The following is a 20,179-nucleotide window of genomic DNA, read 5'->3' as shown; positions in this document are numbered from 1 at the left end:
CTACGCCTCCGACACCGGCCACCGGTCGCCGTCCGCGGTGAAACGGCCGCCCGCAGCGGCGCCGGGACGCGGCCCGTCGCCGGCCGGATCCGAGACGTCCGGATCCGAGGCGTCCGGATCCGAGGCGTCGACGACGATCACCGTGACGTTGTCGCGGGCACCGGACCGGAGGGCCGCTGCGATCAGCGCGTCGCACGCCTCCTGCGGATCGCGGACGGTGTCCAGGATCGTGTGGATGTCCTCGTCGGTCACCTCGCCGCTCAGCCCGTCCGAGCAGAGCAGGATGCGGTCGCGGTCCTCCACCGGCATCAGCCAGAAATCGGGGTCGGCGTCGTCGCCCGTCCCCAGGGCCCGGGTCACCACGTGCCGCCGGTGGTGGGTCCGGGCTTCGTCCTCGGTGATGCTCCCGAGGTCCACGAGTTCCTGGACCTCGGAGTGGTCGACGGAGATCTGCCCGAAGGTCCCGCTGCTCAACCGGTACGCCCGGGAGTCCCCCACGTTGAAGAAGAGCCAGGCGGGGGCGCCCGACTCCTCGACCAGCACGACGCCCGTCAGCGTGGTTCCGGCCTGCCCTCCGGCTTCGCTCCGGATGCGCTGGTCGGCCTGCTGGATGATGTCCTCGAGGTCGGCGGCCGTGAGCTTCGGCATCCGCACCCCGGCGATGCTGCTGGCCTCCAGCGTGCGGACGACGACGCTGCTGGCCACCTCGCCGGCCTCGTGGCCGCCCATCCCGTCGGCGACCGCGAAGATGGGCTCGACGGCGAGGAAGGAGTCCTCGTTCAGTTCTCGGCGCAGCCCGCGATCGGTGCCGAAGCCGTAGGTGAGCCGGACACCGAGACCGGGCGCCGTCCCTGCGTCCTGCTGGCGGGGGGCGGGGCCGGAGGTATTACCGATGTCCACGGCGTGGGAGCCGTTGGCCCGCGGTTCACTCATACCGTTCGCCCTGACGCGGGCAGGGGACGGGCCGGGGTGAGGGGCATGCAGCCCTGCTGGTCGGTCATGTCCCCATTCTGCCCTCTACCCGGCCGGAGACGCCGAGGCGCCGCCGCAGGACCTCGAGGTGGTGCGATCAGTCCAGCACGATCCCCGTGCCGGTCCCCCGCGCGAGGGTCACGGGCTGCACCTCGCCGAAGCCGCGCACCTGCCGCGGCTCGTGCGGCGTGAGCACGAACTTCTCGTTGGCGGCGAGGGTCGCGGCCGTGCCGGAATCCACGAGGACCTCGCCCGGTTCCGCGAGCGCGGTCAGGCGCGCCGCGAGGTTGACCGTGGGCCCGTAGATGTCGCCGAGCCGCGAGAGCACGCGACCCCAGACGAGAGAGCAGCGGGCGGCGGGGAGGAACTCGTCCTCGGAGAAGGCCTTGGCCAGCGCCAGGGAGATCTCGGCCCCCGCCTCCGGGGACTCGGCGATGTAGAGGACCTCGTCGCCGATCGTCTTCACGAGCCGGCCACCACCCACGGAGATGATCTCGGCGCTCTTGTTCTCGAACCGCTGCACGAGCTGCGCCAACGTCCGCTCGTTCATCTGCCGGGACAGGCTCGTGTAGGAGACGAGGTCGGCGAAGCCCACGGCGCGCGCGAGCGGCAGCGGGGCGTCCTGCTCGTCGCCCGCGCGGCCCGTCTCGCTCGAGGCCAGGCCCGATTCGGCGCGGAGCGCCAGCCGCTGGACCGCGGCGTTCATCTGCCGGCGCCACGCGTAGACCAGCGTCTTCTCGAGCGGATCGATGAGGTCCGGCAGTTCGGACACGAGGGTCTTCCGGGCGTCGGCGTCGGAGAGTCCGCGCTGCGCCACCATCTCCTCCACGATCGCCTCGATCTGCCAGACGACCATGCGGTCCGTCATCTGGCCGACGGCCCGCGTAATGGAGATGGCCGCGTCCTCGGTGAGCTGCTCCTGGCGCACCAGGTCGATGATCGTGGTGAGGGCGCCGAGGTCCTTCTCGGTGAAGGCGATGTCGTCGTCCCCGATGTTGGGGAAGCCCATGGCGCGCCACAGCTTGCGGGCGGACAGCAGGGACACGCCCGCGCCCGCCGCGATGTCGCGGCGCTTGAGCGTGCGCTCGGCCCCGAGGAGTTCGCGTTCCAGCCGCCGGATCGTCTCGCGGTCCAGTTCGATCGGCGCGGCGCTCGACGGCCCGGCCTCCGGGCCGCCGCCGGTCGCCATGTCGGGCAGCAGCTGCCAGACGGCCTTCGACGCCGTGGACGCCGCGGCGTCGGGGGCGTCGGCCTGTCCGGAAGCCCGGATGGCCTCGCCGGCAGCGATAGGGGCGCCGCCCTCGGGGTCTGCGGGCTGCCCGGCCTTGCGGCGGTCCTCGACTGTCACGGTTGCGCGTCCCTCCATTCCTGCTGCACCCAGGGCGTCCCGCCGTGGGCGTACTGCGGATCGATTTCCATGTCTACTCCGTCGAACATGCGCGTGAGCGGGAGCTCGCCGATCGCCTGGACCACATATTCCTTGAACGTTGCAATCTGCGGAACGTGCCGGTAGGCGTGCGACCGGTCGAACCCGAGGTCCGCGATCAGCGTCCCGCTGCCCGCCATCCGCTCGACCAGACCCTGCTCCGTCTGGAGCTGCGAGATCGCCGACAGGTTGATCTGGTGCTCGGCGCGCCGGGCGGTCCCCGTCCGGTGGATGAGCCGCATGCTCGTGATCACGTACCGGTTGCCGGCCCAGCGGACCAGCGGCAGCGCCACCACCCGCAGCAGGACCAGCACCACGACGCCGAACACCACCGGCAGGAGCACGGGCTGCCACCCGGCCAGGACGCCGGGGAGGTCCGGCCGGGCGAGGTAGCCGAGCCCGAAGCCCCCGAGGGCGAGGATGAGGAACCCGGCGATGACCGGCCCGACGAGCGGGAGGGGGTTGGGCCGGGTGCGGACGAGGACACGCTCCCCGGGCAGCAGCCTGATCCGCACGGCTACACCTGCGGGCGCACGTGCACCACGTCGCCGGCGGAGATGGTGTGCCGTTCGCCGTCGTCGTCGCGCACCACGAGCCCGCCGTGGGCGTCGAGGGCCAGAGCGCGCCCGGCCACCACGACGCCGCCGGGCAGTTCCGCGCGGACGTCCTGGCCGAGCGTCGCCATGCGGGCCCCGATGCGCTCCAGCAGCGAGGGCCCGGAGTCCCACGCCGCGGCGGCGTCGCCGTCCACGTCGCAGAAGGCGCGGTAGTGGTCGGCGAAGGTGCGCAGGAAGGACTTCAGCAGGATGTTGCGGTCCGTGGTCCCCGCGTACTCCAGGAGCAGGCTCGTGGCGGTGGGCACGGGGAGCTCGTCGTCCGTGAGGCTGACGTTCAGTCCCACCCCCACGACGACGGCGGGCGGCTCGGCGCCCGCGCCGGGCACGAACTGGGCGAGGATGCCGGCGAGCTTCCGGCCGTCCACGATGACGTCGTTGGGCCACTTGAGCTGCGGGGAGATCTCGGTGCGCTCCTCGACGCTCTCGGCGAGCGCGAGCGCGGCGAGCAGGGAGAACCAGGAGTAGGCGGTGGTGGGCACGGGCCGTCCGTGCCGGTCGAAGGGGCGCAGGAGCACGCTCACGAAGAGCGAGGAGCGTTCCGGCGCCACCCAGCGGCGGTCCAGCCGACCGCGCCCCGCGGTCTGCGTCTCCGCGCCGAGCACGCTGAGATCCGGCCACCCGGCGGCCTCCACCTGGGCGTGCTCCACGAGGTCGGTGTTGGTGGAGCCGGTGGTGTCCACGATGTCGAGCCGCGGGAACGGGCCGGCCGGCATGCACAGGGCTGTCCTCAGGGCGCCGAGGTTCAGGCCGGGGCGCTCGAGATTGGAGTAGGGGGAGGACATGTCATCGATCCTATCCGGCCCCGCCCGCACCGGCCGGAGCGTCAGAGGAAGATGTCGGGGACCAGCCGGTCCTCCGGCGCGCCGAGGCTGTACCGGGTCAGATCGGTGACGCCTTCCTCGCGCAGCACCTCCTCGTCGGTGTAGAAGTTCCCGGTGCAGCTGCGCGAGGGACGGACGAGGACGGCGTGGGCGGCGTCGGCGACGATCTCGGGGCTACGGGCCGCCTGCACGAGGCGACCCCCGCCGGGCATGTTGCGGATGGCCGCGGTGTCGATCAGGGTGGCGGGCCACAGCGAGTTGACGGCCACGCCGTCCTCCCTGAGCTCCTCCGCGAGGCCGAGGGTGGTCAGGCTCATCCCGTACTTCGCCATGGTGTAGGCCAGGTGCAGGCCCGCCCACTTCGGCGCGAGGTTCAGGGGCGGGGAGAGCGTCAGGATGTGCGGGTTCTGCGAGCCGCGCAGCGCATCGAGGGCGAACTTGCTGAGCATGAAGGTGCCCCGCACGTTGATGTCGGCCATGAGGTCGTAGCGCTTCATGTCCACATCGGGGGTCTTCGACAGGTCGATCGCGGAGGCGTTGTTCACCACGACGTCGATGCCGCCGAACGCCTCGACGGTCGCGTCCACGGCGGAGGCGACGTCGTCGTCGTTCCGGACGTCCCCCACGATCGGCAGGGCCATCCCGCCCGCGGCCTCGATCTGCTCCGCCGCGGTGTAGACGGTGCCCTCGAGCTTCGGGTGCGGCTCCCCGGTCTTGGCCATGATGGCCACGTTCGCGCCGTCACGGGCGGCGCGGAGGGCGATGGCCAGGCCGATGCCGCGGCTCCCGCCGGACATGAGGATGGTGCGCCCGGCGAGCGTGGTGGAGGGCTGCGATGCGTGCGCTTCGTTGCGTTCGGTCATGGCTCCACCATAAGCAGCGGCGGGCCCCGGACGGCCCGCGACGCACCGATGTTACCCGTGGGTAACATCTGTGGCCCGGCTAAGTGATGGCAGCGGAAACTGTAGACGTCCTACAACGGTGGGTCCCCGAATCCTCACTAGACTGGGACGAACGCGCCGTCCGTTGTCGGAAACCTCCAGTCATGGGTGGGATCCCCCTGCGGCGCCCGCCCTCCCCGACCCGCCGACCGGAGTATTCATGCATCAGGACCTGCAGCCCGACCTCACCACGACGGCCGGGAAGCTCGCCGACTTCCGGAGGCGCAAGGAGCTCTCGGAGCAGCCCTCCGGGCCCCAGGCGATCGAGCGGCAGCACGCCCGCGGCAAGAACACGGCCCGCGAGCGCATCGACCTCCTCGCGGACGAGGGCTCCTTCGTCGAGTTCGACGCCCTCGCGGTGCACCGCTCCACGGCCTTCGGCATGGAGACGAAGAAACCCCTGGGCGACGGCGTGGTGTCCGGGTACGCGACCGTCGACGGCCGGCTGGTCGCCGTCTACAGCCAGGATTTCACCGTCTACGGCGGCTCGCTGAGCCAGGTGAACGGGGAGAAGATCGTCAAGGTGCAGGAGTTCGCGCTGCGTAACGGCTGCCCGGTGATCGGCATCAACGACGGCGGCGGCGCCCGCATCCAGGAGGGCGTGGCGTCGCTGGCGATGTTCGCGGACATCTTCCGCAACAACGTCCACGCCTCCGGGGTGGTCCCGCAGATCTCCCTGATCATGGGACCGTGCGCCGGCGGGGCGGCCTACTCCCCCGCGCTCACCGACTTCGTGGTGATGGTGGACAAGACCTCGCACATGTTCATCACGGGTCCGGACGTCATCAGGACGGTGACGGGCGAGGACGTGGACATGGAGACCCTCGGCGGGGCACGCCAGCACAACACGACGACGGGCACCTCCGCGTATCTCGCCACGGACGAGGCGGACGCCATCGGCTTCGTCCGTGAGCTCCTCGACTTCCTGCCCTCCAACAATCTCGCCGAGGCCCCGCTGACGGCGTTCGTCGAGGAACCCGAGGAGACGGACGAGGACCTCGCACTCGATACCCTGATCCCCGACGCCGCGAACCAGCCCTATGACATGCACGCCGTCATCGAGGCGGTGGTGGACGACGCCCACTTCCTCGAGATGCAGGCGCTGTACGCGCCGAACATCATCACCGGCTACGCCCGGGTGGAGGGTCACACCATCGGCATCGTCGCCAACCAGCCCCTGCAGTTCGCCGGGACCCTCGACATCAACGCCTCGGAGAAGGCCGCGCGCTTCGTGCGTCACTGCGACGCCTTCAACATCCCCCTCCTGACCCTCGTGGACGTGCCGGGCTTCCTGCCCGGCAAGGACCAGGAGTTCCAGGGCATCATCCGCCGCGGCGCGAAGCTGCTCTACGCCTACGCAGAGGCAACGGTCCCCAAGCTGACGGTCATCACGCGCAAGGCGTACGGAGGCGCGTACATCGTCATGGGGTCCAAGAAGCTCGGCGCGGACCTCAACCTCGCCTGGCCCACCGCGCAGATCGGGGTGATGGGCGCGCAGGGAGCCGTCAACATCCTGTACCGGGGTCAGTTGAAGGCCGTCGCCGAGGCCGGCGGGGACGTCGAGGCAGCACGCGCCGACGTCGTCCAGCAGTACGAGGAGGAGCTGCTCAACCCGTACCAGGCGGCCGCCCTCGGCTACGTGGACGCGGTCATCACACCGTCCGAGACGCGCCTGCAGATCGTGCGCGGCCTCCGCGCCCTGCGCGACAAGCGCTCGGCCAACCCGGCCAAGAAGCACGGGAACATCCCGCTGTGACCGGCCACGATCCCCGGGACGACACGGCCGGCGCCAGGGCCGGCGACGGCGCTGCCGTCGCTCCCCCCGCGGAGGACGAGGCGGTCCTCTCCGTGGTGTCCGGCAACCCCACCGACGAGGAGCTCGCGGCGCTCACCGCCGTCGTCGTCGCCCTGCAGGGAGCCGGTACCGAGGACGACGGCCGGAACCATCGGCGGTCCTGGGTGCGGCGGGCGCTGCTGCGGCTGGGTCCGACGCCGGGCCCCGGATCCTGGCGGCGCAGCGTCCGCTGACGCTCCCCGGGCGTCGCGGTGTCCGTCAGCGTGGATCGGCGACCGTGCCGAGGAAGAGCGGCAGCCCGGTGTCCTCGTGGATGATCTGGTAGCCGAACGGCCGGTCGAAGGAGATGCTCACCTCGGGAGACACCGGGGCGCTCGTCATCATGGCCAGCTGGGTGACGGCCGCGGCGATGGTGCCCTTCTCGGCGACCGTGATGGTCGCGGCCTGGGCAGCCCCCGAGACGCGGAGCCCGGGATGGATGGCGTCGAAGTCGGCGCCCGGGCCCACGGTCTTCGCCAGCCCCAGCCCCGCCAGCACCTCGATCAGGTCCAGGTGGTGGGTGTGCTCCCACGGGGGCAGCGAGAGATCCACGCGGATGCTCTCCGCCGCGTCGAGTCCGTCCGCGATCACGGCCAGCTCCTGCTCGTCCCAGCCGGGCAGGACCCCCTCGGCAGGCAGGACGAGCCGCAGGAAGAACCCGCCCCCGTAGGGCAGGTCGATGCCCTGCCAGTCGTGTCCCACGGCATACCGCACCCACCGGTAGCCGTGCATCATCGGGACGAGGACCCGCGTGCCGGTGACCAGGGTGAAGGCGTCCTCGCCGGTACCGGCGGGATCGAACGGCTCCTCCCAGGCCGCGGCGAAGTACACGGCATTCAGCAGGGACAGCCCGATGTCCGGGCCGACGGCCAGCGGGGCCCTGGCGACACGGCCCCCGGTCTCCCGCCACACCCAGTCGTCGATCAGCCCGGGCGTGGCGGGGTCCGCGAAGTCCACCGGGCGGACCCCCGTGCCGTAGTACCGGGCGAGCGTGTCCAGGAACGCCTCCCCGATCGCACCGCCCTCGGGGACGAAGACCGCGTTGGCGAGGTGCACCAGGGGCTGTCCGGGTAGATCCTCCTCGTCGACGGCGGCGGGATCGCCGTCGAAGTACTGCACGGTCGCGAGCAGGGCGTTCATCGCCGCATGGTGCTCCACCGGGAGCCCCAGCGCCGCGTCCAGCTCCGCCGCCGTCGTGGTCCCCGCGCCGGCGCGCAGCATGGACAGGGCATAGAGCGCGCTGACCGGGCTGGCGACCTGATTCCCGTCGGGGCGTGCGATGAGTGCCACGCCGAGCCGGAAGGCGGAGCGCCGGAGGGCGTCCTCCGCCTCGGCATACCGGCCCGGCTCGACGACGATGCGCGCCACAGGCGCCCTGAACTGCTTCATGGAAGTCCCCCTCGCGTGATCCCACCACGGTAGGCGCGGCCCCGCGAAATGACCATGGGCGGGAGGCGGGCCTGGCCCTTGACGCATACCCCCTGGGGGTATATATTTGCGGGCATCGGAGAGAAGGAGAAGACACCATGAACAGGAATCGATCCACCAAGGCTCCACCGACCGCGGGGCACGAGGATCACGGCGTGGACGAGGACCACCAGGTCCATTCCCAGGGCGAGCACGCCGGGCATTCGACGGCGATGTTCAGGCAGCGCTTCTGGATCAGCCTGGCCCTCGCGGTCCCCGTCCTGGCGTTCAGCCCCATGTTCACCATGCTGCTCGGGTCCATGCCGCCCGACTTCCCCGGCTCCGCGTGGATCGCCCCGATCCTGGGCACGGTGATCTTCGTCTACGGCGGTACCCCGTTCCTGAAGGGCGGCGTGTCGGAGCTCAGGTCGCGGCAGCCGGGCATGATGCTGCTGATCGCGATGGCGATCAGCGTCGCCTTCGTCGCCTCGTGGATCACGACGCTGGGCATCGGCGGGTTCGACCTCGACTTCTGGTGGGAACTGGCCCTGCTGATCGTCATCATGCTGCTCGGGCACTGGATGGAGATGCGGGCCCTCGGCTCGGCCGCCGGCGCCCTCGACGCCCTCGCCGCGCTGCTCCCCGACGAGGCGGACAGGGTCACCGGGGCCGGGGTCGAGACCGTGCCGGTGAGTTCCCTGGTCACCGGGGACGTCGTGCTCGTACGCTCCGGTGCGCGGGTCCCGGCGGACGGGAGGATCGTCGACGGGACCGCGGAGTTCGACGAATCGATGATCACCGGGGAGTCCCGCACGGTCTCCCGCGGCGTCGGGGAGACGGTGGTCGCCGGTACGGTGGCGACCGACACCGCGGTCCGCCTGGAGGTGACCGCCGTCGGCTCGGAGACCACGCTCGCCGGGATCCAGCGCCTCGTGGCCGAGGCGCAGGCGTCCTCCTCGAAGGCCCAGGCCCTGGCGGACCGGGCGGCCGCGCTGCTGTTCTACTTCGCCCTCGGTGCGGGCATCCTGACCTTCATCGCCTGGATGCTCCTCGGGAGTCCGGACGACGCGGTGATCCGCACCGTCACCGTCCTGGTGATCGCCTGCCCGCACGCCCTGGGACTCGCCATCCCCCTGGTCATCGCGATCTCCACCGAACGCGCCGCGAAGGCCGGGGTGCTCATCAAGAACCGGATGGCACTCGAACGCATGCGCACGGTCGACGTCGTGCTGTTCGACAAGACCGGGACCCTCACCGAGGGCCGCCCCGCGGTCACGGCGACCACCGCCGTCGACGGCGTGACCGAGGCCGAGCTGCTGGCGCTGGCCGGGGCCGCGGAAGCGGACAGCGAGCACCCGGTCGCACGGGCCATCACCGCGGCCGCGCAGGCCGATCCGGCTGCGGCAAGCCTCTCCTCCCCCGGCACAGGGTTCAGTTCCCTGACCGGCCGCGGCGTCCGGGCGACCGTCGACGGCCACGACGTCATGGTGGGTGGGCCCAACCTGCTCAGGGAACTCGGCCTCGACACCCCTGCGGACATCGGGGGCACCGTCCAGGCATGGGTGGGCCGAGGCGCGTCCGTGCTGCACGTCATCAGCGACGGCGCCGTGATCGGCGCCCTCCGGCTCGAGGACAAGGTCCGCGAGGAATCCCGGGCCGCAGTGAAGGCCCTGCAGTCCCGCGGGGTGAAGGTCGCCATGATCACCGGTGACGCACGGCAGGTGGCCGACGTCGTCGGCGCGGAACTCGGCATCGACGAGGTGTTCGCCGACGTCCTGCCCCAGGACAAGGACTCGAAGGTCGCCGGACTGCAGGCGCGCGGCCTGAGGGTCGCCATGGTCGGGGACGGCGTCAACGACGCCCCGGCCCTCGCGCGCGCCGAGGTGGGCATCGCCATCGGGGCGGGCACGGATGTCGCCATGGAATCGGCGGGAGTGGTCCTGGCCGGGAACGACCCACGATCGGTGCTGGCGATGATCGATCTGTCCCGCGCCAGCTACCGCAAGATGATCCAGAACCTGATCTGGGCCACCGGGTACAACGTGCTGGCCGTGCCCCTCGCCGCAGGGGTGCTGGCCTTCGCGGGGATCCTCCTCTCCCCCGCGGCGGGCGCCGTCCTGATGAGCGTCTCCACGATCGTCGTCGCCCTCAACGCGCAGCTGCTGCGGCGGATCGATCTCCGCCCGGAGCGGATCGGCACCAACCGGACCAGCCCCGAGACAGTGGATGCAGGGCCCCTTGAGATGTGAGCCCAGGCTCATCGGAGAACGCATGGACGGGCCCGGCCGTTGATCAGGTGGCGTCGTAGACGGAGCTGTGACCAAACGGACGGCGTGAACGGGACGACTCGCCCGTTTCGTTAGGCTGGTAAGACCACACCAGATGACGACCGTGGCGCCCAGGCGTCAGCGACAGCGCGGACAGAGAGGACGGAATAGGTGACGAGAAACCGGGCATCACACACTGTTTCCTCCCTGCTACGCGCCGTCGTACCGTCAGTTGTCGCCTTCGTCGGCCTGACAGCGGTCATCGTCGGGATCCTCGCGATGCACGTCTGGATGGGCGGCCACGGGTCCACCCCCCACCATGTAGCGGCTCCCGCCGCCAGCACGACCGCGAGTACTCATTCGGTCGACGGGACAGGCCACGGACATACGACTCTTCATGTCCAGACCACGACTGCGGTTATCGCTGCCATAGCAACGGTCGAAGCAACTGTCCTGGACGCCGCGCCGCATGCCGCCTCGCACACCGTCACCAAGGCTGTCCCAGACGGTGGTGGGTCGGTCGGGTGCGGTGGGGACTGCGCCGACGAGATGATGCTGGGCCTGTGCGTGCTGGCGATGATCGTCGTCGGCATCGCCGGTCTGCTGACTCCTACCGGTCGCGCCCTCCTGTCGACGTTGGGGCGGCGGGGTCCTCCCGCACTGTCCTGGGTGTCCCGACCTGCGCCTACTCCTTCCCTGACTCAGCTCTGTATCAGCCGCACCTAGGATCCGCGGCCCGCACCTGCCCCTTCACCGGGGCGGCAGGGCCGCCGCCATGCCATGGGCTGCGCGCTTCCGCGCGGCCTGGCCCTCGCCGTACCCGCCCTGTGCCGTACGAGCAGCTGACACCCCCCCACCTGAGTACTGAAGGATCTGACCACCATGAAGCGTTCCCTTTCCCTTGCGTCCCTGTCCGTCGCCGCCCTCATCACCCTGTCCGCCTGCGGCTCCTCCGGCGGAGACACGGCGGGCACGAGCGGTGAAAGCTCCGCAGCGGCCGCCCCCAGTGCCACTGCCCAAGCCAGCACCGGGGCGACCACCGAAGCGACGCCGGGTTCATCCGAGGCCACGGCCGAGCACAATGACGTGGACGTCATGTTCGCGCAGATGATGATCCCCCACCACCAGCAAGCCGTGGAAATGAGCGACATGATGCTCTCCAAGGACAACATCAGCCCGGAGATCACCGACCTCGCGACGAAGATCAAGGACGCCCAGGGCCCCGAGATCGAGACCATGACCGGCTGGCTGGAAGCCTGGGATGAGCCCATGGAGCCCGAAGGCGGCATGGAAGGCCACTCCATGAGCACCATGGGATCTGACATGGGCGGCTCCGGGTCGATGGAAGGGATGATGAGCGAGGACCAGATGTCCCAACTCGAGTCCGCCGAGGGCACCGAGGCATCCCGCATCTTCCTGGAGTCGATGACCGCTCACCACGAGGGCGCAGTCAGCATGGCGGAAAACGAGATCGAGAACGGCCAGAACCCGCAAGCGATCGAGCTGGCCGAGACCATCGTCGAAACCCAGAACGCAGAAATCGCCGAAATGGAAGAGCTCCTCGCCGGCCTCTGATCCGCGCGAGCACCACCCCGCAATCCCTCCCCAACCCCGGATCCCGTACGCCGTGATCGGATCTTGTCCGGCCCGGTCCGGCGTTGCAGGGAATGTGAATGCCCTCTGACAGGTGCCGGTGTGGATGTCCCCGTTCCACCCACACCGGCACCGCTTCCGGACACCACCTCTGTATCCACAGAACCGCTACCGAGCGCCTCGCAGGCTCTATATCCTCCACCTCCACCTCTCGAGACTTCCTCGATCGATGTTCCAAAGGACTACCCGTTGCCTTCGCCCCTGTCCCGCACCGCACGCCTGAGCCTGACCGCCGCTGTCGCCGTCCTACTCAGCGCCTGCACCACCCCGGCTTCCACGATCCAGGACACGCCCGCGGCTCCGGCCGCCTCGGCGGGGTACCCGTCCGGGCACATCCATGGGATGAGCGTGGACCCGGGGACCAACCGCATCCTGCTGGCCACCCACGACGGCCTGTTCGATGTCACGCGGTCCCCCGCACAGCAGATCGGCCCCACCATCGACCTCATGGGATTCACCACCACCAGTGATGGAACCCTCTACGCCTCCGGGCACCCCGGCCCCGGCACCGACCTCCCTGACCCGGTCGGATTGATCACCAGCACCGACGACGGTCGCACCTGGGAGCCCGTCTCCCGGCAGGGCGAAACAGACTTCCACGCCCTCGCCGCAACCAGCACCGGCCTCATCGGCTACGAAGGACGAATCGTCACCAGCGCCGACGGGCATCACTGGACCGTCACCGCCGACGACGTGCCCGCGTACAACCTCGCCGCCGCCACCAACGGGACCGTCCTGGCGACCACCGGGCAGGGCCTGTACCGGTCCGAGGACAGCGGGGCCACCTGGACCACCGTCGCGAACGCCCCTCTCCTGGCTTTCACGACCTTCGCCGACGACACCGCCATCGGCGTGACGCCCGACGGGACGATCCACACCAGCGCCGATGCCGGACTCACCTGGGCAGAGCAGGGAACCATCCAGGGCGAACCCGCAGCCATCGCCGCAGACCACACAGGCGATAAGACGCATCGGATCTGGGTAGCCACGAACCAAGGGATCGAAGTATCCAGCGACAACGGGGCAACATTCAACCCCTTGGCGCCGTAAGCACCTGCTGCCACAAGACACGGATGTGCACTAGACAGATGCCCACCAGACGGGGCTGGCGAGGAGGAACGATCGCGGGACGCTTCAGCGGAGATCAGGAAGAGCTGGCCGTGGTCGACGCGGTGTCATCTGTCATGTTCACGCAGCGCTAGGGCCGGCGGGTCGGGCCGTGATCATCAGTGGTGCGAGTCCCGCCGCAGCTCCTTGGGTCTGCGGCGTCCGTCGTGGTGTCGGTGCTGCAGCACGAGTCCGTGGTGCCGTTCAGGGTACTGCAGCACGTGTCAGTGCCTCGGTCGGTGTCGAGGCTTGCGAACGACGGCGCACAGCAGGAGTCGCCCTTCCATGCCTCGCGGCCTTGATGGCGACGGCGGCAATGACCAGGGCAGCGATAGGGTCGGCCCAGGACCAGCCGAGAGTGCTATTGAGCAGCAAGCCCACCAGCAGGACGCCGGATGGGTAGGTGCACAGCAGGGTCTGCTTGGAGTCCGTGACAGCGGACCGGGAGCCGAGCTCGCGGCCGGCCCGGCGCTGCGCCCACGATCGAGTCCAGCCCGAAGCCGATCAGGGCGCTTGAGGACGCGATGGTGCCGGCGCTGATCGTGACCACGGCTTCAAAGACGTTATAGGTGATCGTCGCGGGCGACGAGGAGGCGGATCCGCCGGGATAGGACAGCGCGCCGCGCCACGGTCGGAGCCAGGGATGCAGCAAACCGTCGTAAGAGCCTCATAGCTGTGACTGTCGGCCCGGAATAGCGGTTGAGTCGCTGCTTGGAACGGCGGTCTTGCCGTTCCACATGGGGCCAGGCCTTCCGCCATCCCTTGCGGTGCGTAGAACGCCGGTCCGACGGGGCCGGGACCTCGGACTCTACCTGTCAGCTGAGGCCGCGCGAAGAGTCGAAATAAACTCTGACACGAAAGGCACACATCATGATGTCGGGCTACGGACAAGGCATGGGATGGATGTGGCTCTGGATTCCTCTGCTAGTCATCGGGGTTGCGCTGCTGGTGTTGCTGGCGGTTAGAGTCTTTGGCGGCATCCGGAACGGATACGGACCTCCGGGCCCCCCCCCCCCCCCCCCCCCCCCCCCCCCCCCGGGGGCGGGGGGGCGGGGGGGGGGGGGGGGGGGGCCCCCCCCCGGGGCCGGGCGGACCGCCGCCGGCTGGAGGGAGGAGGGCCCGCGAGATCCTCGAAGAGCGCTTTGCGCGAGGAGAACTCACCGCGGATCAGTACCGCGAACATCTCAAGGTGCTCGGTGAGGGCCCGTAGTGGAGCCCATCAGTCGCCGTGAGGCGTTGTTGCTGGGTGGGCTCGGCGTTGCGGGGGCAGCGGCCGGCGGTGCCGGCTTGATCTGGACCCTGACCTCGCAGGAGGCCCCGGTCACGGGAAGCGACCTGATCCAGCCTCCGGAGGAACGGAGCGCCAACGGCCGGCTGCAGGTGCGGCTCGAAGCCGCACCTGGGCAGCTCCTGCTGGCCGGCCGGCAGGCCGCGGCCCTTGGCTACAACGGTGGCATCCCCGGCCCGACACTTCGTGTACGCCCCGGCGATGTCCTGCGGATCAGGCTCGTCAACAACCTGGCCCAGACCACCAACCTGCACGTGCACGGCCTCCACGTATCCCCGGATGGCAACGGGGACAACGTCTTCGTCTCAGTGGACCCCGGCGGCGCCTTCGACTACGCATACGAACTTCCCGAGGATCATCCCCCGGGCGTGTACTGGTACCACCCCCACCACCACGGCATGGTCGCCGATCAGATCTTCGCCGGACTCTTCGGTGCCATCATCGTCGAGGACCCTGAACCCATCGAGGCAAGTGCGGAACGGGTACTGGTCATCTCGGACACCACCCTGGACGACCTGGGGAACATCCCGGACGTCCCCGAGATGGACCGGATGAGGGGCCGGGAGGGTGAACTGATCCTGATCAACGGTCAAAGCAACCCCCACATCAGCGCCCGCCCCGGACAACGCGAACGGTGGCGCATCATCAACACGTGCGTGTCCCGCTACCTCCGTCTACGGCTCGACGGACAGCAGCTGCAACTCCTCGGCATGGACTCCGGCCGCTTCCCGACACCCCGGACCGAGAATGAACTTCTCCTGACGCCGGGGAACCGGGCAGACCTCCTCGTGACCACGACGACCGGGGACTCCACGCTGCGCGCGCTCTACCAGGACCGGGGAGACATGGCGGGAATGATGGGATCGGGATCCGGAGCACGCAACCCTGCAGACCAGCCGGACGGCACCGCCCTGGCCACCCTCCGCGTGGCCGGCGACCCGGTGGCAGCCCTGACAGCCGTGCCCACCCAGCAAGGGCTGGCAGACCTTCGATCCGGGTCCGTCGCGGCACACCGACACATCGTCCTGGCCGCCGGCATGGGCAGAGGCATGGGCATGGGCGGGGGCATGATGCGGTTCACCATCAATGGCAGGGAGTTCGACGAGGCCAGAACAGACATAACGGTCGCAGCCGGGGATGTGGAGGAATGGACGTTGATCAACACCAGCCCCATGGATCACCCGTTCCACCTCCATGTCTGGCCGATGCAAATCATCGAGGAAAACGGCCTAGGGACAAACGCCGCACTCTGGCAGGACGTAGTGAACGTACCCGCCAACGGGCGCGTGAAAGTGAGGGTGGCATTCAAGGACTTCCGCGGCCGCTCGGCCTACCACTGCCACATCCTGGACCACGAAGACCTCGGCATGATGGGCGCCATCGAAGTCCGGTGAAAGGTCGCACGATGCATCCTGACACCGCCCGGCCGGCAATCTACTGCCGAGATGTCACGGTCGAGCGCACCACACGCTGTCCCGATCGAAGGCACACCTTGTTGGCTGAAGCGTGACACACGGAAGCATCGTCGCCTGCGGCCCTTCTCACTGGCGACCGTCTTCGCTACAGAAGCGGCCGATCAGGTTCGTCAGATTTTGACATCGCCTGCACTGGCTGTCGAGGTTCCTGCCCATAGGGGATCCTGATGTGCGAAGGACGGCATCAGCCCCGGGATCAGCGACCTCGCGACGCGGATCCGGGACGCCCAGGGACCCGAGATCGAGACCATGAAGGGCGGGCTGGAGACCTGTGACGACGCCATGGGTCCGGACAGCATGGAGAGCCACGATCTGGGAGACATGCACGACGGCGGCGACGGAGACGGCAGGGGACCCGGGTCGGACATGGGAGGCATGGAGGGATGCCCCCGTCCCTCTGACGGGCCGGGCAGGGGCCGCATTGCACCTGTGTGCCGGGCGACCCTACGCTCGGCAGGTGGATGAGCGTGAGCGAGGCCCCGAGGACCTCTTCGCCGGGTTCCCGGAGGGTCTTGCCATCTGTCACGCGGCGGAAGCAGCCATCGCCGGGATCGGCGAGGCGTCGATGACGGTGACGAAGAGCCAGATCGCCTTCCGCCGTAGCCGGGGCTTCGCCTACGTCTGGCGCCCGGGGCAGTACATCGACAGCGACGTCCCGGCCGTGCTGTCCATCGCGCTGCCGCGGGAGATCGGATCCGCCCGCGTCAAGGAGGTCGCGCATCCGTCCGCGACGGTGTGGATGCACCATATCGAGCTCCACGGTCCCGGCGACGTGGACGCAGAGGTCCTCCGGTGGCTCGCGGAGGCTTATGCCGGCGCGATCTGATGGTGGGGTGGTATGGCCGGGACACGGGCACCGGCTCGCCGCCCACTCGGTAGCCTCCGGCAACGGTCTGAGGCTAGGCTCGTGACGTGACCCACGACACCCCAGCCCCCGCCCCGTCCCCCAGCGAACAGCCCGCACGGCAGGCCACGGCCATCGACGCCGTCGCGACGTCCTACTACGAGACCCTGCTCGAGCTGATGCCCGACTTCGCCACCGAACTGGGCCTCCCCGGCCACGAGACGGAGTACCAGGACTACTCGCCCGCCGGGATCGAAGCCCTCGCCGAAGCCGCCCGCACCACCCTGCGCCTGCTCGAGGACCTGCAGCCGGCCGACGCCGTCGACGCCGTCACGCTGGACGCCATGCGGGAGAGGCTCGGCCTGGACCTCGAGATCCACGAGGCCGGATTCGGCTACTCCGAGCTCAACAACATCGCCTGCCCCGCCCAGAACATCCGCGCGATCTTCGACCTCATGCCCACCGCCACCGCGGAGGACTGGGACCACATCGCCGGACGCATGGCGAACGTGCCCGGCGCGATCGACGGCTACATCTCCGCCCTCCGCGCCGGACGCGAGCGCGGCCTGGTCGCCGCACGCCGGCAGGTCGCCATCGTGATCGAGCAGTCCACCAAGTACGCGGAGGACGGCGGCTTCTTCGACGCCCTCGGCGCGACCGCCACGGCCGACGACGGCGAACTGCCCGAGGCGGTCCGCGGCCGGCTGCGGTCCGGCGCCGAGGCCGCCCGCGGCGCCTACCGCAACCTCGCGACCTTCCTGCAGGACGACCTCCTCCCCTCCGCCCCCGAGAAGGACGCCGTGGGGCGGGAGCACTACGCCCTGATGTCCCGCGTGTTCCTCGGCTCCGCCGTCGACCTCGAGGAGACCTACCGGTGGGGCGTCGAGGAACTCGACCGCGTCATCGCCGAGCAGGAGGCCGTGGCGAACGAGATCCGGGAGGGCGCCTCGATCGAGGAGGCCATCCGCATCCTCGACGAGGATCCCGCCCGCCAGCTCCAGGGCACCGACGCGCTGCAGGCGTGGATGCAGGGGCTCTCCGACAGGGCGGTCGACGCCATGGCCGGGGTCCACTTCGACATCCCCGACGTGATGCGGCGCCTCGAGTGCAGGATCGCCCCGACCAACGAGGGCGGCATCTACTACACCGGCCCCAGCGACGACTTCTCCCGCCCCGGCCGGATGTGGTGGTCCGTGCCCGAGGGTGAGGATTCCTTCACCACCTGGAAGGAGACGACCACCGTCTACCACGAGGGCGTCCCGGGGCATCACCTGCAGGTCGCGACGGCGACCTACCAGCGCGCACTGCTGAACCCCTGGCGCCGCAACGCCATCTGGGTGTCCGGGCAGGGTGAGGGCTGGGCCCTGTACGCGGAACGCCTCATGCAGGAACTCGGCTTCCTGTCCGATCCGGGTGACCGCCTCGGGATGCTCGACGCCCAGCGCATGCGCGCCGCGCGCGTGGTGTTCGACATCGGCGTCCACCTGGAACTGGAGGTCCCCGAGCGGTGGGGTGAGGGCACCTGGACGCCGGAGAAGGGCTACGCCTTCCTGAGGAAGAACATCGCCATCAGCGAGGGGCAGCTCGACTTCGAGTTCACCCGCTACCTCGGCTGGCCGGGACAGGCGCCGTCCTACAAGATCGGCCAGCGCCTCTGGGAGCAGATCCGCGACGAGGTCAGGGCCGCCGAGGGCGATGCCTTCGACCTCCGCGCCTTCCACACGCGGGCCCTCAACCTGGGCTCCGTGGGACTCGATACGCTCCGCCGCGCCCTGGTCTCCTGACGTAGACCTTCGTCACAGGCGGACCGGGGGTCCTTCCCGGTCCGCCCGCGACGGCGGCGGCATTCCGCGGAAGTGCTGCGGGGACGGGCACGACGGCGGCCCCGAGCTCCGTAACATTCCGCAACGCGCGCTTCGCCTTGGTATACGGCATCCCTAGAGTTTCGGGCGTGTCTACTGAAACCAGCTCCCCGCCCACCCGGCGCAGGCTGCCCCGCTGGGCGACCTCCTTCGGACCGCAGATCATCGCAGCCCTGGTCGTGGGGCTGGCCCTCGGCCTCGTGGCCAAGTACACGGGGCACACCCAGGAGACCCCCACCGGTCTCGGCACCACGCTCGCCACCCTCGGCTCGAGCTACGTGGCCCTGCTGCGCGCCGCCGTCGTCCCCCTGATCTTCACCGCGGTCGTCAGCTCCATCGCGAATCTCCGCGCCGTCACCAACGCCGCCCGGCTCGCCGCGCAGACCCTGCTCTGGTTCGCCATCACCGCCCTGATCGCCGTGGTCATCGGCATCGGGCTCGGCGTGCTCTTCCAGCCCGGCGCAGGCACGGAGGCCACCCCGCCCGCCGAATACACCGGCAACACCGGCAGCTGGTGGGCCTTCCTGACCGGACTGATCCCCGCCAACTTCCTCGGCCTCCAGGCCTCCTCCGCCGTCGCCGAGTCCGGAGCCGTCACCACGGCCCTGAACTTCAACGTGCTGCAGGTCCTCGTGGTCGCCGTCGTCGTCGGCATCGCAGCCCTCAAGGTGGGCAAGCAGGCCGAACCGTTCCTCGCCGTCAACGCCTCCGCCCTGGCCGTCATCCAGAAGGTCCTCTGGTGGATCATCCGGATCGCCCCGCTCGGCACGGTCGGCCTCATCGGCAACGCCGTCGCCGTCTACGGCTGGGACACCATCGGCTCGCTCGGCAAGTTCACGCTGGCCATCTACGTGGGCCTGGCCCTCGTGCTGTTCGCGGTGTACCCCGTGCTGATCAAGGCGCACGGGCTGTCGGTCAAGCAGTACTTCTCGGGTGCCTGGCCCGCCATCCAGCTGGCCTTCGTCTCGCGGTCGTCGGTGGGCACGCTGCCGCTCACGCAGCGCGTCACGGAACGGAACCTCGGAGTACCCCGCGGGTACGCCTCGTTCGCCGTCCCCCTGGGCGCGACGACGAAGATGGACGGCTGCGCGGCCATCTACCCGGCGATCGCCGCGATCTTCGTGGCCCAGTTCTTCGGGATCGACCTCAGCCTCACCCAGTACCTGCTGATCGCGCTCGTCTCCGTGCTCGGCTCCGCCGCGACCGCCGGGACCACGGGCGCCGTCGTCATGCTGACGCTCACGCTCTCCACGCTGGGGCTCCCCCTGGCCGGCGTCGGCCTGCTCCTCGCCGTCGACCCGATCCTCGACATGGGCCGCACCGCCGTGAACGTGGCGGGCCAGGCCCTCATCCCGACGATCGTCGCGCGGCGCGAAGGCCTGCTGGACCTCGATCTCTACAACGCGCAGCGCACCGGCGACCCGTTCGCCGATGACAGCGTGACCGATACCGCCGATGCAGCCGCCACCGCCCCCAACGACGGCATCTCGGCGTCCGTGACCCGCTAGGCTCCGCCCGCCGGCACGACGGCCCGCCCCCGGCATCCGCCCGGGAGCGGGCCGTCCTGCATCCGGCTAACGATTCGGCGCCGTTCCGGGCCATGGCGGCGCTTTTCGCCGCACACGGGAGGACGATTGTCCTCCCTATCCAGCACGACCAGGTGGT

The 20,179-nt window shown here is 69.9% G+C and carries 15 protein-coding genes and 1 pseudogene; 9 read left to right on the top strand and 7 right to left on the bottom strand.

Annotated elements, in window-relative coordinates; all coding sequences use genetic code 11:
• The 5 genes from MWM45_RS05270 to MWM45_RS05250 all read right to left on the bottom strand — a co-directional run bounded on the left by MWM45_RS05270 (position 1) and on the right by MWM45_RS05250 (position 4,699).
• Positions 1–933, bottom strand: coding sequence for a PP2C family protein-serine/threonine phosphatase (locus MWM45_RS05270; RefSeq protein WP_247828544.1), 933 nt, complete (start codon positions 931–933; stop codon positions 1–3).
• 136 nt (positions 934–1,069) lie between these two features.
• Positions 1,070–2,320, bottom strand: a complete 1,251-nt coding sequence (locus MWM45_RS05265; protein ID WP_418909735.1) for an adenylate/guanylate cyclase domain-containing protein — start codon at positions 2,318–2,320, stop codon at positions 1,070–1,072.
• A complete protein-coding gene (locus MWM45_RS05260; protein WP_247828543.1) occupies positions 2,317–2,913 on the bottom strand; it encodes a PH domain-containing protein in 597 nt (198 codons plus the stop codon). The genes MWM45_RS05265 and MWM45_RS05260 overlap by 4 nt, the downstream gene beginning before the upstream one ends.
• A 2-nt stretch (positions 2,914–2,915) precedes the next feature.
• Positions 2,916–3,797: a biotin--[acetyl-CoA-carboxylase] ligase gene (locus tag MWM45_RS05255; RefSeq protein ID WP_247828542.1), complete on the bottom strand. Its 882-nt coding sequence runs from the start codon at positions 3,795–3,797 to the stop codon at positions 2,916–2,918.
• A 41-nt stretch (positions 3,798–3,838) separates the two neighbouring features.
• The gene (locus tag MWM45_RS05250) at positions 3,839–4,699 is read right to left on the bottom strand and encodes an SDR family oxidoreductase (RefSeq protein WP_247828541.1); all 861 of its coding nucleotides are present in this window, start codon (positions 4,697–4,699) and stop codon (positions 3,839–3,841) included.
• A gap of 250 nt (positions 4,700–4,949) precedes the next feature.
• On the opposite strand from MWM45_RS05250, the gene MWM45_RS05245 reads away from it, so the two are divergent.
• A complete protein-coding gene (locus tag MWM45_RS05245; RefSeq protein WP_247829142.1) occupies positions 4,950–6,533 on the top strand; it encodes an acyl-CoA carboxylase subunit beta in 1,584 nt (527 codons plus the stop codon).
• The gene (locus MWM45_RS05240; RefSeq protein ID WP_247828540.1) at positions 6,530–6,805 is read left to right on the top strand and encodes an acyl-CoA carboxylase subunit epsilon; all 276 of its coding nucleotides are present in this window, start codon (positions 6,530–6,532) and stop codon (positions 6,803–6,805) included. Before MWM45_RS05245 ends, MWM45_RS05240 begins: the two co-directional genes overlap by 4 nt.
• Positions 6,806–6,830: 25 nt before the next feature.
• On the opposite strand, the gene MWM45_RS05235 is transcribed toward MWM45_RS05240, so the two are convergent.
• Positions 6,831–8,000, bottom strand: a complete 1,170-nt coding sequence (locus MWM45_RS05235) for a serpin family protein (RefSeq protein WP_247828539.1) — start codon at positions 7,998–8,000, stop codon at positions 6,831–6,833.
• 137 nt (positions 8,001–8,137) lie between these two features.
• Between MWM45_RS05235 and MWM45_RS05230 the strand changes: the two genes are divergently transcribed.
• From MWM45_RS05230 to MWM45_RS05220, 3 genes are all read left to right on the top strand, one after another.
• On the top strand, positions 8,138–10,267 hold the full coding sequence (locus tag MWM45_RS05230) for a copper-translocating P-type ATPase (protein WP_247828538.1): 2,130 nt from the start codon (positions 8,138–8,140) through the stop codon (positions 10,265–10,267).
• A gap of 900 nt (positions 10,268–11,167) precedes the next feature.
• Positions 11,168–11,860, top strand: coding sequence for a DUF305 domain-containing protein (locus tag MWM45_RS05225; RefSeq protein ID WP_247828537.1), 693 nt, complete (start codon positions 11,168–11,170; stop codon positions 11,858–11,860).
• A gap of 267 nt (positions 11,861–12,127) precedes the next feature.
• Positions 12,128–12,988, top strand: coding sequence for a F510_1955 family glycosylhydrolase (locus MWM45_RS05220; RefSeq protein WP_247828536.1), 861 nt, complete (start codon positions 12,128–12,130; stop codon positions 12,986–12,988).
• Positions 12,989–13,136: 148 nt separating this feature from the next.
• Here the strand turns inward: MWM45_RS05220 and MWM45_RS05215 are convergent.
• Positions 13,137–13,716 (bottom strand): annotated as a pseudogene (locus tag MWM45_RS05215) (hypothetical protein).
• A 538-nt stretch (positions 13,717–14,254) separates the two neighbouring features.
• Here MWM45_RS05215 and MWM45_RS05205 point away from each other — a divergent pair.
• From MWM45_RS05205 to MWM45_RS05185, 4 genes are all read left to right on the top strand, one after another.
• On the top strand, positions 14,255–15,727 hold the full coding sequence (locus MWM45_RS05205; RefSeq protein ID WP_247828535.1) for a multicopper oxidase family protein: 1,473 nt from the start codon (positions 14,255–14,257) through the stop codon (positions 15,725–15,727).
• 538 nt (positions 15,728–16,265) lie between these two features.
• Complete coding sequence (locus tag MWM45_RS05195; protein WP_247828534.1) at positions 16,266–16,634, top strand: DUF5655 domain-containing protein; 369 nt, start codon at positions 16,266–16,268, stop codon at positions 16,632–16,634.
• An 86-nt stretch (positions 16,635–16,720) separates the two neighbouring features.
• Positions 16,721–18,436: a DUF885 domain-containing protein gene (locus MWM45_RS05190; RefSeq protein ID WP_247828533.1), complete on the top strand. Its 1,716-nt coding sequence runs from the start codon at positions 16,721–16,723 to the stop codon at positions 18,434–18,436.
• Positions 18,437–18,603: 167 nt separating this feature from the next.
• Complete coding sequence (locus tag MWM45_RS05185) at positions 18,604–20,022, top strand: dicarboxylate/amino acid:cation symporter (protein ID WP_247828532.1); 1,419 nt, start codon at positions 18,604–18,606, stop codon at positions 20,020–20,022.
• Positions 20,023–20,179: the final 157 nt, after the last annotated feature.

The sequence above is a fragment of the Arthrobacter antioxidans genome, assembly GCF_023100725.1.
GTDB classification, from domain to species: Bacteria; Actinomycetota; Actinomycetes; order Actinomycetales; family Micrococcaceae; genus Arthrobacter_D; species Arthrobacter_D antioxidans.
Note: the sequence above shows the minus strand (reverse complement) of the source record. Positions and strands in the feature narration are given on the sequence as shown.

Coding starts and splice junctions, on each gene's coding strand:
- MWM45_RS05270 (WP_247828544.1), bottom strand. CDS start 933: ATGAGTGAACCGCGGGCCAACGGCTCCCACGCCGTGGACATCGGTAAT.
- MWM45_RS05255 (WP_247828542.1), bottom strand. CDS start 3,797: ATGTCCTCCCCCTACTCCAATCTCGAGCGCCCCGGCCTGAACCTCGGC.
- MWM45_RS05250 (WP_247828541.1), bottom strand. CDS start 4,699: ATGACCGAACGCAACGAAGCGCACGCATCGCAGCCCTCCACCACGCTC.
- MWM45_RS05235 (WP_247828539.1), bottom strand. CDS start 8,000: ATGAAGCAGTTCAGGGCGCCTGTGGCGCGCATCGTCGTCGAGCCGGGC.
- MWM45_RS05230 (WP_247828538.1), top strand. CDS start 8,138: ATGAACAGGAATCGATCCACCAAGGCTCCACCGACCGCGGGGCACGAG.
- MWM45_RS05225 (WP_247828537.1), top strand. CDS start 11,168: ATGAAGCGTTCCCTTTCCCTTGCGTCCCTGTCCGTCGCCGCCCTCATC.